Below are 13,600 nucleotides of genomic sequence, written 5' to 3'. Positions count from 1 at the left end.
GGATGGTCGGACGAGCTTGCACCAAAAACTTGGGAGCCGCTTCGGTCGTGTGAGGGATGGTTCTCGTGAGCGCTGTGAGCGCCGCAGAGCCCCCGCCAAAGCGGCAGGCCGCTCTCGCTACGGAGACGAGCCACCATCTGGCCGATGGCAGGCAAGGCCGATCTTGTGGCCGTCGCGGTCGCGGAAATACGCGCCGTAATAGTTCGGGTGATAATGCGGCCGCAGGCCCGGCGCGCCTTCGTCGCGGCCGCCGAGCGCCAACGCCAGCGCGTGAACGCGGTCCACGAGGGCATGGCTGCCGAGGTTGAAGGCGATCATCGTTCCGTTGCCAATGGAGGCGGGAGCGCCATTCTCCGGCCGGCCGATCAGGAAAAGCGGGCGATCGGCGTCGGCCGGCTGCCATCCCGCCCAGCCGCGCTCACCATCCTCGAAGCGAAAGCGCAGGCCCATCTCTCGCGCGATCGCAGCCCAGAAGCGAAGCGAGCGTTCGAAATCATCCGTGCCGAGATAGACATGCGACAGGATCACGTGGGACGTGTCGCCGCGCTCCGCGGGCGTCTGCGCTTTTCGCAACGACTCCTGGAGAACATGCAGGCGGATGGCGGAGGAGAGATTGGTCTCGGGCAGGCGCTCGCTGTCGATGCGCGCCACAAGCTCGGCGACGGCGCATCCCGCCATGTTCGCAAGGCGGTTCAACTCGGCCCAGAACGGCGCTTCGACGCTGATCGATGTCCGATGGCCTCTGATCGAAAGCGAATGCTTCTCGATCATGGGGCCGGTGGATCGCGAAGCGCCCCGTCAAGCTGACGCTCCATGCGCTCTTTTTCGATCGCCTGGCGTTCCCGCTCGGCCTTGCTGCGGCCGTGGCGAGTGCGGTTCTCGGCGGCCTTGGATTCGGCCGCCGCCCGCTCGGACCGTTTGCGGGCCATCCGAAGATTGACGACCTCGCCCATCGCGCTCAGGGCTTCTTGCGGAATGCGTCCAGGGATACGACCTCGGCGCTCTTCTCGGCCGGCTTGTCCTCGGCCTTCTCGGCGTCCTTGCTCGGCTCGCTCGCGCTCTTGGCCGCCGTCTCCTTGCGCGCGGCCGCAGCGGGCTTGGCGGGAGCGGCAACCGCAACAGGGGCGGGGGCCGTCGGGACAGGGGCAAGCGCGGTCGGAGCCGGGCTGTCCTCGGTCTGCGAATTGGCCGCGTCCATATCGCGGACGTCGAATTCGAGTTCGAAGTTCACGGCCGGGTCGTAGAACCCGCGAATCGCGCTGAAGGGAATGAGCAGGCGCTCGGGGATATCGGAGAAGGACAGGCCGACCTCGAAGGAGGTGTCTGTCACCGACAGGTCCCAATACTGATGCTGGATGACGATGGTCATCAGCTCGGGATATTTCTCACGCAGCCGGGACGAGATGCGAACACCCGGAGCGGAGGTGAGGAAGGTGATGAAGAAATGATGATCGCCGGGCAGACCGGTCTTGACGACCTCGCCCAATACCTTGCGGATGACGCCGCGCAGAGCGTCCTGCGCCAGAACATCGTAACGGATAAGATCCTGACCCATTCGGTCGTCCTGAACTCGCAGACATGGCAGCCGGGCTGGCGCCGTATAAGAAGGTGGAGGCTTCTGTTGCCAGGCGCCTCCGAGCCCCGCCTAGAAGTGCGAACCACTAGGGCTTGATTCGAAGTTATCGCACCGCATTACGCGGCGAGACGGACTTCCGCATAGTTGTCGTTGGCAACTACTTTTACAGCCCGATGACGGTGGTACCATGCCGAGCAAAAGTCCGATTTTTACGCCCTCGTCGATCCTATTTCGCCCCCGCCTCAACCCACGGCGCGACGATCGCCGGGGTGGGCTCAGGTGGAGGCGCCGGGTACCGCCCCCGGGTCCGAAAGGTTTATTACATCGGCCGTTTATTGCCATAGCCGGATCAAGTCCGGCTCCGCGAATATAGGCACTCGCGGCATTGGTGAAAAGGCCCCGACATGAGAACATGCAATCTCTGCGTAAGATTGCGCCGTTTCGCTGAGGCCGGCTGGGCTGATCCGCGTGCCATCGCGCGATGCAGCGCGTGAACCCGCTCCGCCAGATCGGGAAATAGGCCGTCCATCTCGATTGAGGGACCGACCTCGCGAATCGGTCAGGGCCGCAGCCTTCACTACGGTAATCGAAAAAGCGGCCCTAGCCGGCGAAGTGATCCGACCCAAACACAAAAGGAGCCGAGGGTCTTCGGCTCCTTTCCAATGCGTCTTACTTCGTGGCGGTCTCGGATAGGCCGAGCACCGCGCATAGCTCGCCCCATTCGCGCTTGGTCAGCCCGCTCGACACCTGATCCAGCGTCTCGCCCGCAATCATGCGGCGCACGGCCTGGATCGCGGTCGCGGACAGTTGCACCGCGCCGAAGCGATGCTCCATGAAGGCTTCGTGCGTGATCGGCACCCAACGCTTCAGGAGGTCGATCATCACATCGGCATAGGCGCGGATTTCATATTGGGCGTGCGGGTCGGCGCGCAGGCGCAGGAAGCTCATGAAATTGTGGAGGTCCGCCTTCCAATACCATTGGGTATAGAAGTTGAGCGAGAGGTTCATGCGGGCCAACTCGCGCGCCAGACCCTTGCGGCTTTCATCCTCGCCGCCTTCGTTCAGCATGAAGGCGTAATCGTCATAGGAGCGGCCGGCGTCCTGACGCAGCATGTCAAGAACGGCCGCCGCTTCTTCGCCTTCCAGAATCTCGCCGCGGCCTTGCCGGTTGGAGGCCGATTGTGCGGCCAGATGCTCGGGCGCGGGAATGTAGAATTCGCGGTCGAGCACCGAATAGCGCGCCGAATATTCGTTGACGCTCGCCATGCGATGGCGAATCCATTGGCGCGCGACGAAGATCGGCAGTTTCACATGCAGCTTGATCTCGGCCATCTCGAAAGGCGTCGTGTGCCAGTGGCGCAGGAGATAGTTGATGAGGCCGCGATCTTCCGACACGCGCTTGGTGCCGCGCCCATAGGACACGCGGGCCGCCTGCACCACAGCGTCGTCATTGCCCATATAGTCGATGACGCGCACGAAGCCGTGGTCGAGCACCGGAATGGGTCGATAGAGAACCTCTTCGAGCCCCTCGGAAACGGGCCGGATGGTGCTGGAGCGCGTCGAGCGCAGGAGCTCGATCTCCGCGATCTGCTCGCTGGTGAACTGGCTCAAGGGATCGGTCTCCTGTTGCGGTGGCTGGCTTGGCGTCAGCTCCATTCGGCCGCCTGCCTGCGCAGCGCCTCCAGCCCTGTCTTATCTCGTAGCCGTGGTTAAGGCGGCCTTACGAGCGTCTTGCGATGAGGATGCGACTCGGTGACCCGCGCTTCCTTATCAGGCGGCTCTCTCTATCTGGAGGCGCTCTGGAAGCGAGTCATTTATCACCATGTCCGAAACCGATCGTCCGCCCCGCCTCGTCGCCGTCGTCGCCATGGCGCGCAACCGTGTGATCGGGGCGCGGGGGGCGATGCCCTGGACGCTGCCGAGCGATCTCCGACATTTTCGCGAGTTGACGCTCGGCCGGCCCATGATCATGGGCCGCAAGACCTTTGAGGCCATCGGCAAGGCGCTGGACGGGCGCGACACGATCGTCCTGTCGCGTGGCCCTGAGATCGAGCGCGTTGATGTCCTGACGGTGGCAGATGCCGAAACGGCTTTGAAGGCCGCGCGCATGATGGCGGCCTCGCGCGGATCGAACGAAATCGTGATTGCGGGGGGAGGCGAGATCTATCAACACTTTCTCGGCCAGATCGACCGGATCGAGCTGACGCGCGTCGAGGCGGATCCGGCGGGCGACACGTTCTTTCCCGATTTCGAGAACGAGGGGTTCGAGCGGCGCAGCGAGCGGACTCCGCCGCAAAATCCGAGGGATAGCGCGCCCATGCGCTTCGAGACCTGGGAGCGCACGGACGCGCCACCGAGGTGACGCCACGGCGCGTCGAAGCGCCCGCAAGGCGCGTTGCCGCGCGCTAACCATGCGCGCCTTCGCCGGGCCGAAACGGCGGCCCGCGCGTTGAAAGCGGTTTTTCGAGTTCCTATAAGCATTTCGACGAGTTTCTCGCGTCGCGGCGACGTATCGCCCGCGACCGGACCTGAGTGGAAGGATCTACATGCCCTGGAGCAATCAGACGGGGAAAGGGGGCGGTGGCGGCGGCCCATGGGGCCAGGGGCCGCAAGGACCGCGGCCCGGCGGCAACAACTCGCCTGATCTCGAGGATATTCTGCGCCGTGGGCAGGACCGATTGCGCCGAGCGATGCCCGGCGGCGGGTCCGGGTCCGGCGGTTCGGGCGGTGGCCTGGCCCTGGGCGGCCTCGCGGTCGCGGGCCTTGCCGTGGTCTGGCTTCTGAACGCGGTCTATACCGTGCAGCCGGACGAAGTCGGCGTCGAGCTTCTGTTCGGCAAGCCGCGCGCCGAACTCTCCGAGCCCGGCCTGCATGTGATGATGTGGCCTTTCGAGACGGTCGAGACCGTTCCGATCGTGGAAAACCAGATCACCATCGGCAGCGGCCAGCGAGGCGGCGATTCCTCCGGCCTCATGCTGTCGGGCGACCAGAACATCGTGGATGTCCAGTTCGCCGTTCTCTATTCCGTCGAGAACCCGGTCGCCTATCTGTTCAACGTGCAGGACCCGCAGGGCGTTCTGCGGCAAGTCGCAGAAAGCGCCATGCGCGAGGTCGTCGGCCGTCGCCCGGTCGAGGACGTGTTCCGCAACGACCGCGCCGGCATTGCCGAGCAGGTTCGCCAAATCACGCAGGCGACGCTCAATAGCTACAATGCGGGTCTGACGGTCAACGCGATTTCCATCGAAGAAGCCGCGCCGCCGCCCGAAGTCGCCGATGCGTTCGAGGAAGTGCAGCGCGCCGAGCAGAACGAGTCGCAGTTCATCGAAGAAGCGCGCCTGTATCGCAACGAGCAGCTCGGCCGCGCCCAGGGCGAAGCCGTGCAGATCCGCGAGGACGCCGCCGCCTACAAGAACCGCGTCGTGCAGGAAGCGCAGGGCGAGGCGCAACGCTTCACCTCCATTCTGACCGCATACGAGCGCGCGCCGGAGATTATCCGCGAGCGCCTGTATCTGGAGACGATGGAATCGGTTCTGGCCAATTCCAACAAGGTGATCATGGATGGTCAGACCTCGGGCGGCCAGGGCGTCGTGCCCTACCTGCCGCTCGGCGAGTTGCAGCAGCGACCCGCCCCCAACGCTGCGCCTCAGCCGACCTCGGCTGCGCCCGCCGCGTCCAACGTCACCCGTTCGCAATTGACGGGTGCCGCCGCGTCCACGCCTGCGCAGGGGAATAGCCGATGAGCAACCGTTTCTACGGCGTTCTCATTGCGATCGCCCTTGTTCTCTTCGTTCTCTGGAATTCGGTCTTCATCGTTCGCGAGGGCGAGCAGGCCGTGGTCACGCGCTTCGGCGAAATCCAGCGCGTCGTCACGCAGCCCGGCCTAAATTTCAAGATGCCGTTCAGCTTCGCCGGGGCGGATACGATCCAGATGCTGCCCAACCGCCTTCTGCGGCTGGACCTCAACGACAAGCGCGTTCAGGTCGCGGGCGGCGCCTTCTATCAGGTGGATGCGTTCCTCGTGTACCGCATCTCGGATGCGGCCGTGTTCCGCCGCACCCTGTCGGGCTCGATCGCCCAGGCCGAGCAGCGTCTGAGCACGCGCTTCGACGCGGCCATCCGCCGGGTCTACGGCTTGCGCGACTTCCAGTCCGCTCTCTCGGAAGAGCGTCTGCAGATGATGGTCGAGGTTCGCGACCAGATTCGCCCCGATGCCGCTTCGCTGGGCCTCGATCTGGTGGATGTGCGCATCCGCCGCACCGACCTGACGCAGGAAGTCTCGCAGCAGACCTATGCCCGTATGCGGGCCGAGCGTCTGGCCGAGGCCGAGCGCGTGCGCGCCCGTGGCCGCGTTTCGGCACGGGAGATCCGCGCCGGCGTCGATCGTGAGGTCACGGAACTGGTGGCCGGCGCGCGGCGCGATGCCACCATCCTTCAGGGTGAGGGCGAGGCCGAGCGCAACACCATCTCGGCCAATGCCTATCAGGCGAACCCGGAATTCTTCGAATTCTACCGCTCGCTCCAGGCGTATCGCGAGGCCATGGCCAAGGGCGGCACGACCATGGTGCTGTCGCCCGACACCGAGTTCTTCCGCTACTTCAACTCGGGCGACGTGAAGGGCAATTTCCCACCCCGGCCGCTGGCATCGACCAACGCGGCGCCTCCGCCGAGTGCCCCGGCCAACCCGGCACTAGCCAACCCGGCACCGGCCGCACCCGCGCCCGCAGCGCCGCCACCGGCCCCGGCCGCACCGGCCAACTGATCCGGTCCATTCCCCTGCCGCCCGCGTCCGAAAGGTCGCGGGCGGTTTCGTTTTGGGCATCGGACCCGGCAGAGACCGGGGGATGGCGCGCGCGCCTTCTTGATTCGGTCGCTTTTATCCGCTGGACTCGTTTCCGGCCGAATCCCGTATGCCGCGTGCTTTGGCCTTTGATCCCTCGCCCATGTGCGGCGAGGGCGTTTGGCTGCAACGGCACCGGATTGCTTGATGACCGCAACACATCCCCGCCGCCCGTATCGGCGCCTTCGCGCATTCGCCGTCCTTCTCTCGACGGTCGCGATCTCGCCGCTGCCGGCCTTCGCGCAAGGGGTGATCGCGCCGCCATCCGAAGGCCAGCCCATCGCGCCCCAGCCGCCGGCCGCCGGCACGCTGAACCCGGATGCGGCGGGCGTGCCGCCCACGCCGAACGCCGCCCAGCCCCGCGCGCAGGGGCCGGCCTCCGTCGCCGATCTCGCCGAGCGGCTTCTGGGCGCGGTCGTCAATATCTCGACGTCTCAGACCGTCGATCGCGGCACGGCGGATGACGAAGACGACGAAGACGGCGATGGCGATGGCAACAATGGTGAGGACGCGCCGGCCGCGCCTGCGGTGCCGAAGCTGAACGCGCCGGACGGATCGCCGCTTCAGAAGTTCTTCGACGATCTCCTGCAGGGCGACAGCAAGGACGGGACGCGAAAGGTCCAGTCGCTCGGCTCGGGCTTCGTGATCGACCCCTCGGGCATCATCGTCACCAACAATCACGTCATCGCCGACGCCGACGAGATCACCGTCAATTTCGCGGATGGCAAGCAGCTCGACGCCAAGATCGTCGGCGTGGATACCAAGACCGACATCGCCGTGTTGAAGGTGGAGCCGGAAGCGCCGCTCGCCGCCGTGCCCTTCGGCGACAGCGAGCAGGTGCGCATCGGCGACTGGGTCATGGCGATCGGCAATCCGTTCGGCCTCGGCGGATCGGTGACGGTCGGCATCGTTTCGGCCCGCGGGCGCAACATCAATGCCGGCCCCTATGACAATTTCATCCAGACGGACGCCGCCATCAATCGCGGCAATTCGGGCGGCCCGCTCTTCGACATGTATGGCCGTGTGATCGGCATCAACACGGCGATCATCTCGCCGACCGGCGGCTCCATTGGCATCGGCTTCGCCATTCCCGCCGTCCTGGCGCAGAATGTCGTGGCGCAGCTGCGCGATTTCGGCGAAACGCGCCGAGGCTGGCTGGGCCTGCGCCTGCAGGAGGTGAGCGAGGAGATCGCCGAAAGCCTCGGCCTGCCAAGCGCGGCGGGCGCGCTGGTGATGGGCGTCGTGCCACAGGGGCCGTCCGACACCGGCAAGATCGAGATCGGCGATGTGATCCGCAAGTTCGACGGCAAGCCCGTCGCGACCTCGCGCGATCTGCCGCGAATGGTGGCCGAATCGCCGGTCGGCAAGGTCGTAAAGCTGGAAATCCTGCGCAAGCAAAGCCTCGACGCGCCGGCCGTGCCGGTCGAGGTCGAGGTGACGCTCGGCCGGCTTGAGGACGGCGAGGCGGCCGACAACCAGACCGATCAGGGCGAGGACGCGCCCGACGAGGATGTCGTGACCGAAGGCCCGCTGTTGGGTCTCTCCTTCACCGATCTCAGCGACGAGTCGCGCAAGCAGTTCGACCTGCCGGCCGAGGCGCAAGGCGCGGTGATCTCGGCGGTCGAGCCCAACTCGGCCTCGGCCGACAAGGGGCTGGAATCGGGCATGACCGTGCGCGAGATCGGCCAGGAGAAAGTCGCCAATGGCGAGGAGGCGCGCGAGAAGCTCGCCAAGGCCAAGGCGGACGGGCGCAAGAACGCTCTGCTGCTCGTCGCCGACAAGGCGGGAGACCTGCGCCTCGTCGTGGTGCCGATCGACTGATCAGCGGCTCGTCATCATCTGCCACTCGCTTCGCCGCAGCCCGTAGAGGCTGTGGCGGACGAGATGCGGGTGGCTGCGCGGCACGCGCGGATGATCGAAACTGCGGCGGAAGCTCATGCCGATCCGCTGCATCACCGCTTCGGACGCGCGGTTCTCCACCACGCATTGCGAGACGATGTCGGCCAAGGCCAATCTGTCGAAGCCGAAGGCGAGACAGGCGCGCGCCCCTTCCGAAGCGAGGCCCTGACCTTGGGCCTCGGGCAGGAGACGCCAGCCGATCTGAACGTTCGGCGCGAAATCGAACACGGGTTCGGTGACGGGCGAGAGGCCGATCACCCCGACGACGCGCCGATCCGTCAGGCGTACCGCCGCCAGAAAGCCCATACCGTCCGCTTCCAGATCGGCATTCCAGCGGTCCATGGTGGCGTCCGCCTCCGCCTCGCTCATGCGCATCGGAAAGAAGCGCATGACGGCGGGGTCATTGTTCAGGCGATGGAAGACCGGCCGATCGCTTTCGATCCAGCGCCGAAGAACCAGGCGCTCGGTGCGCAGCCCGTCCATCAGGCGCGGAATTCGCTCGCGCGGTAGCCCTGGATGAAAAGAAGCGCGGTCAGATCGCCATGGTCGATGCGGAAAGGGGCTTGCGCCGCCACCGTTGGCTTGGCGTGGATGGCGACGCCCGTGCCGGCCGCCAGGATCATCGGCAGATCATTGGCCCCGTCGCCAACCGCGATGGCGTCGGCCGGGGTGAGGCCGAGCCCGGCGGAGATTTCGCGCAGCGCCTGGAGCTTGGCTTCGGCGCCGAGGATCGGCTCGGCCACCGTGCCGTCCAGCCGATCATCCGCAAGGTTCAGGATATTGGCGCGGTTCTCCGCAAAGCCCAACCGGCCGGCGATGACGGACGTGAAGGCGGTGAAACCGCCCGAGACCAGCGCGGTATGCGCGCCGTGGGCGTTCATGGTGGCGACGAGTTCGCGCCCGCCGGGGGCGAGCGTGATGTGGCTCTCGATGACCTCTCCGATCGTGGAAACCGACAGGTCGCGCAGGAGGCCGACGCGCTCGCGCAGCGCCGGCTCGAAGGCGATCTCGCCGTTCATGGCGCGCGCGGTGATGGCGGCGACCTGATCCTTGATACCGATGGCGGCGGCGAGTTCGTCGATGCATTCCTGCTGGATCATGGTGGAGTCCATGTCGGCCACGAGAATCCGCTTGCGCCGCCCGCCGACGTCCTGCACCACGCAGTCCACAGCTTCGTCCAGCGCCAGCCGCTTCAGCCGCTCGATCGTGGCAGCGGAGGGCTTTTCGGATGTCACGAGATCGCAGGCGATATCGGGCTCCAGCCAAGTGATCTCCGCTTCGCCGATCTCGTCGGCGGCGGCATTCACGAGGGTGCGCGAAACGCGGGGGTCTTGCCGCGACGACAGAAGGGTGACGACATACATGGGAAGCGGGGCCTGACGATGGAACAGCCGGAGGCGATCCTGATAGCGGGGCCGACCGCGAGCGGCAAGTCGGCGCTGGCGGTGGCGCTCGCGCGCCGTGTCGGGGGCACCGTCGTCAATGCCGATTCCATGCAGGTCTATGACGGTTTGCGCATCCTGAGCGCGCGTCCGTCCGTTGATGAGATGGGCGGCGTCGAGCACCGGCTCTACGGCCATGTGCCGCCGGACGCGCCCTATTCGGCCGGGGTCTGGCTGCGCGAGGTGGAAGCGCTTCTGCCGGAGCTTCGCGCGCGCGGGCAGATTCCCGTCTTCTGCGGCGGCACCGGTCTCTATTTCAAGGCATTGCTTGGGGGCTTCGACGATTTACCGGAAATCCCCTCCACCATCCGCGAGCGCTGGCGCACGCGCATGGCGCAGGAGGGGCCAACGGCTCTGCACCGCGTGTTGACGCGGCTCGACCCCGAGGCCGCCGCGCGCCTTCGGCCGAGCGATCCGCAGCGCATCCTGCGCGCGCTGGAACTGTTCGAGACGACGGGCGCGCCGCTCGGTCAGCTGCAACGCGGCGCGGGGGCTGGGTTGGTGGAGAGAGCGAAGGCGCTGAAACTCGTGCTGACGCCCGACCGCGCGCTGTTGCGTGAGCGCATCGCGCGGCGCTTCGACGCCATGCTGGCGGAGGGCGCGGCGGAAGAGGCCGAGGCCTTCTCCGCCCGGCCGGGCGCGGCGACGGGTCTGGCCGCCAACGCGATCGGCGTTGCGGAACTCGCCCGTATGCGCGCGGGCGAGTTGACGCCGACCGAAGCACGCGACCTGTCGGTCACCCGCACCCGCCAATATGCCAAACGGCAGGAAACCTGGTTCCGGCACCAGTTCGACGAGACCTGGCTGCGCTTTGCCGACCCGGCCGAGGCGCTGGCAGCGCTGGAGGCGAGGCTACCCGGCCTGGCCTAAGGGCGACGCGCCAAGGGCTGGAACCGTCAGCATTCCCTATCGTTTCGTTGGGCTTGCAGGGGGAGCGCGCCATGTCGACCACGCCCATCGGTATCAGCGATCATCGCGACGCCATCGAAAAGGGCGCGCGGCTCGGCTATCTCGCGCGCGCCGCCGTCTTCATCACCATCGGCTATTTCGCCTTTCGCACGGCCTTTGCCGGCGGCACGACGCTGAGCGAAGAGGAGGCGATCTCGCGGATCGTCGGCTCGCCCTTCGGCGGGGTGATGCTGGTGCTTCTCGTGGTCGCTTTGCCATGCTTCGCGCTGTGGCGTTTCGTGCAGGCCGTGTTCGATGCGGATGGCTACGGCACAGGGGCCAAGGGCATTTTCGTGCGCATCGGCCGGTTCGTGTCGGGCCTCGCCTATGTGTTTCTGGCGCTCTATGCCGCCTCGCTCCTGTTCGGCGTATCGGTCGGCGGTGGGCAGGGCGGATCGGATGTTCTCAACCGCTGGGGCGCGATCCTCGGGCCTTGGTTCACGCTGCCGGCCGGTCTGGTCATGCTGGGCGTGGCGGGTTCGCAGCTGAAGAAGGCCTGGGACGGCAGCTTTCTGCGCTTTCTCTCGCTGCCGCCAGCCCATGCGCGCTGGATGATCGCGATCTGCCGCTTCGGCCTTGCGGCGCGGGGGATGGTGTTCGCGGCGATCGCCGTCCTGTTCTTCACGGGTGCGTCGCGCTGGACACCGGACCACACGCCGGGGCTGGAGGATGCCTTGGGCGAGATCGGCTCCTGGCCCTATGGCTGGTTGCTCCTGTCGGCCACGGGCCTCGGGCTCGTCGCCTTCGGGGCCTACGCGCTGCTGCTCTCGCTCTACGGGCGCATCCGCTCGCCCGATCTCGACCCGAGCGAGGTGATCCGAAAGGCGCGCTCGGGCGCTTGACGGGAGGGGGATCGAGGGATAACGTCCCGCACCATGTCGAAGAAGATCATTCTCCTCGTAAGTAGGCGCACACGCGAGACGGTTTAGAAACCGTCCGGCTGATGCCACGTGTGCGCAACCCAAGGCCCCTCGGAGGGCCTTTTTTATTGCCTGAGATTCCCCCGCATTAGCGCCGACCGGCACGAAGAAGACGAAGGCCGCACCATGAACGACTTGATGATGGAGACGGGTACCCGCAAGATGACGGGCGCTCAGATGGTGGTTCAAGCCATGAAGGATCATGGCGTCGAGCATCTGTTCGGCTATCCCGGCGGCGCGGTTCTTCCGATCTACGACGTCCTGTTCCAGCAGAGCGCGGTCAAGCATATCCTGGTTCGGCACGAGCAGGGCGCGGGCCATGCGGCCGAAGGCTATGCCCGCTCCACCGGCAAGCCGGGCGTCATGCTCGTCACCTCCGGCCCGGGCGCGACCAATGCCGTCACGCCGCTGCAGGACGCGCTGATGGACTCCATCCCGCTGGTCTGCATCACCGGTCAGGTCCCGACCACGCTGATCGGCTCCGACGCCTTTCAGGAGTGTGACACGGTCGGCATCACGCGGCCCTGCACCAAGCACAATTGGCTGGTGAAGAATGTCGAGGATCTGGCTGAGATCCTGCACGAGGCCTTCCATGTTGCGACCTCCGGCCGGCCCGGCCCGGTCGTCGTCGATATCCCGAAGGACGTCCAGTTCGCGACCGGCACCTATACGCCGCCGAACCTCTCGCGCGCCTTGCAGCGCTATCAGCCCAAGCGCGAGGCCGAGCGCGGCCGCATCCAGGCGGCGGTCGAGCTGATGCGCTCGGCCAAGCGCCCGGTCTTCTACACAGGCGGCGGCGTCATCAATTCCGGCCCGCGCGCCTCGCAGCTCCTGCGCGAGATCGTCGGCCTGACCGGCTTCCCGATCACCTCCACGCTGATGGGCCTCGGGGCCTATCCGGCATCGGGCGAGAAGTGGCTGGGCATGCTGGGGATGCACGGCACCTACGAGGCCAATCTGGCGATGCACGAGTGCGACGTCATGATCTGCGTCGGCGCGCGTTTCGACGACCGCATCACCGGCCGGCTGGACGCCTTCTCGCCGAACTCCAAGAAGATCCATATCGATATCGACCCGTCCTCCATCAACAAGAACGTCCGCGTCGATCTGCCGATCATCGGCGATGTCGCCAACGTTCTGGAGGCGATGGTCTCGATCTGGCGCGACACCGGGGCGAAGGCCGACGAGGCTGCACTCGCCGACTGGAACGCGAAGATCGTTCGTTGGAAGGCGCGCAACTGCCTGGCCTATCGCCAAGAAGGCGACATCATCCTGCCGCAGCACGCGATCAAGCGCCTCTATGAGAAGACCAAGGACCGCAAAACCTTCATCACCACGGAGGTCGGCCAGCATCAGATGTGGGCTGCGCAGTTCTACGGCTTCGAAGAGCCGAACCGCTGGATGACCTCCGGGGGCCTCGGCACGATGGGCTACGGCCTGCCGGCGGCGGTCGGCGTCCAGATCGCGCATCCGGACGCGCTGGTCATCGACATCGCGGGCGACGCCTCGATCCAGATGATGACGCAGGAGCTCTCGACCGCCGTTCAGCACGGCGCGCCGGTCAAGGTCTTCATCCTGAACAACCAGTATATGGGCATGGTCCGCCAGTGGCAGCAGCTGCTGCATGGCAACCGCCTGTCCAATTCCTATTCGGAGGCGATGCCGGACTTCGTGAAGCTGGCCGAAGCCTATGGCGGCGTCGGCATCCGCACGGAGAAGGCGGGCGATCTGGATGCGGCGATCGACGAGATGATTGCGGTCGATCGGCCTGTCATCTTTGACTGCTGCGTCGCCAATCTGGAAAACTGCTTTCCGATGATCCCGAGCGGTAAGGCGCATAACGAAATCCTGCTTCCCGACGAGGCAAGCGACGAGGCGGTGGCGAACGCGATCGACGCCAAGGGCAAGGCGCTGGTCTGACCCGGCCGGGCGGGGCATAACCCCGCTCAGGCCCTCCGCTTCCTCATCGAAAGACTGA

Annotated in this window: 13 protein-coding genes and 1 other RNA gene; 7 read left to right on the top strand and 7 right to left on the bottom strand. The window is 66.1% G+C overall.

Translation table 11 applies throughout. The features are described 5' to 3' along the window. Window positions 1–117 precede the first annotated feature (117 nt). The 5 genes from AUL36_RS23085 to thyX all read right to left on the bottom strand — a co-directional run bounded on the left by AUL36_RS23085 (window position 118) and on the right by thyX (window position 3,187). The gene (locus AUL36_RS23085; RefSeq protein WP_082655386.1) at window positions 118–771 is read right to left on the bottom strand and encodes a ribbon-helix-helix domain-containing protein; all 654 of its coding nucleotides are present in this window, start codon (window positions 769–771) and stop codon (window positions 118–120) included. Beyond that, window positions 768–953 carry a DUF4169 family protein gene (locus AUL36_RS00660; protein ID WP_062216888.1) on the bottom strand — a complete coding sequence of 62 codons (186 nt, stop codon included), beginning with the start codon at window positions 951–953 and terminating at the stop codon, window positions 768–770. The genes AUL36_RS23085 and AUL36_RS00660 overlap by 4 nt, the downstream gene beginning before the upstream one ends. A 5-nt stretch (window positions 954–958) precedes the next feature. Next, entirely contained in the window at window positions 959–1,555 is a 597-nt protein-coding gene (locus AUL36_RS00655) for an SspB family protein (RefSeq protein WP_062216885.1), read from the bottom strand. A 52-nt stretch (window positions 1,556–1,607) separates the two neighbouring features. After that, window positions 1,608–1,975, bottom strand: a transfer-messenger RNA (tmRNA) gene (gene ssrA / locus AUL36_RS00650). A gap of 270 nt (window positions 1,976–2,245) precedes the next feature. Then, window positions 2,246–3,187 carry an FAD-dependent thymidylate synthase gene (gene thyX / locus AUL36_RS00645; protein ID WP_062217163.1) on the bottom strand — a complete coding sequence of 314 codons (942 nt, stop codon included), beginning with the start codon at window positions 3,185–3,187 and terminating at the stop codon, window positions 2,246–2,248. 211 nt (window positions 3,188–3,398) lie between these two features. Between thyX and AUL36_RS00640 the strand changes: the two genes are divergently transcribed. The 4 genes from AUL36_RS00640 to AUL36_RS00625 all read left to right on the top strand — a co-directional run bounded on the left by AUL36_RS00640 (window position 3,399) and on the right by AUL36_RS00625 (window position 8,234). Further along, the gene (locus AUL36_RS00640; RefSeq protein ID WP_062216882.1) at window positions 3,399–3,938 is read left to right on the top strand and encodes a dihydrofolate reductase; all 540 of its coding nucleotides are present in this window, start codon (window positions 3,399–3,401) and stop codon (window positions 3,936–3,938) included. A gap of 184 nt (window positions 3,939–4,122) precedes the next feature. Beyond that, window positions 4,123–5,316 carry an FtsH protease activity modulator HflK gene (gene hflK, locus AUL36_RS00635; RefSeq protein WP_082655384.1) on the top strand — a complete coding sequence of 398 codons (1,194 nt, stop codon included), beginning with the start codon at window positions 4,123–4,125 and terminating at the stop codon, window positions 5,314–5,316. Further along, window positions 5,313–6,335, top strand: coding sequence for a protease modulator HflC (hflC, locus tag AUL36_RS00630; RefSeq protein ID WP_062216879.1), 1,023 nt, complete (start codon window positions 5,313–5,315; stop codon window positions 6,333–6,335). Before hflK ends, hflC begins: the two co-directional genes overlap by 4 nt. A gap of 225 nt (window positions 6,336–6,560) precedes the next feature. Further along, window positions 6,561–8,234 carry a Do family serine endopeptidase gene (locus tag AUL36_RS00625; RefSeq protein WP_058600658.1) on the top strand — a complete coding sequence of 558 codons (1,674 nt, stop codon included), beginning with the start codon at window positions 6,561–6,563 and terminating at the stop codon, window positions 8,232–8,234. Here the strand turns inward: AUL36_RS00625 and AUL36_RS00620 are convergent, their stop codons facing one another. Both AUL36_RS00620 and serB read right to left on the bottom strand, forming a co-directional pair. Continuing rightward, complete coding sequence (locus tag AUL36_RS00620; RefSeq protein WP_062216876.1) at window positions 8,235–8,795, bottom strand: GNAT family N-acetyltransferase; 561 nt, start codon at window positions 8,793–8,795, stop codon at window positions 8,235–8,237. It abuts the gene before it with no gap. Next, entirely contained in the window at window positions 8,795–9,676 is an 882-nt protein-coding gene (gene serB, locus AUL36_RS00615; protein WP_062216873.1) for a phosphoserine phosphatase SerB, read from the bottom strand. The genes AUL36_RS00620 and serB overlap by 1 nt, the downstream gene beginning before the upstream one ends. Before the next feature lie 18 nt (window positions 9,677–9,694). Between serB and miaA the strand changes: the two genes are divergently transcribed. From miaA to AUL36_RS00600, 3 genes are all read left to right on the top strand, one after another. After that, window positions 9,695–10,624 carry a tRNA (adenosine(37)-N6)-dimethylallyltransferase MiaA gene (gene miaA / locus AUL36_RS00610; protein WP_062216870.1) on the top strand — a complete coding sequence of 310 codons (930 nt, stop codon included), beginning with the start codon at window positions 9,695–9,697 and terminating at the stop codon, window positions 10,622–10,624. Between the two features lie 71 nt (window positions 10,625–10,695). Beyond that, the gene (locus AUL36_RS00605) at window positions 10,696–11,544 is read left to right on the top strand and encodes a DUF1206 domain-containing protein (protein ID WP_062216867.1); all 849 of its coding nucleotides are present in this window, start codon (window positions 10,696–10,698) and stop codon (window positions 11,542–11,544) included. Window positions 11,545–11,748: 204 nt separating this feature from the next. Beyond that, window positions 11,749–13,542: an acetolactate synthase 3 large subunit gene (locus AUL36_RS00600; RefSeq protein ID WP_062216864.1), complete on the top strand. Its 1,794-nt coding sequence runs from the start codon at window positions 11,749–11,751 to the stop codon at window positions 13,540–13,542. Window positions 13,543–13,600 lie beyond the last annotated feature (58 nt).

Source organism: Aureimonas sp. D3 (genome assembly GCF_001463805.1).
Taxonomy (GTDB): Bacteria; Pseudomonadota; Alphaproteobacteria; order Rhizobiales; family Rhizobiaceae; genus Aureimonas; species Aureimonas ureilytica_A.
Note: the sequence above shows the minus strand (reverse complement) of the source record. Positions and strands in the feature narration are given on the sequence as shown.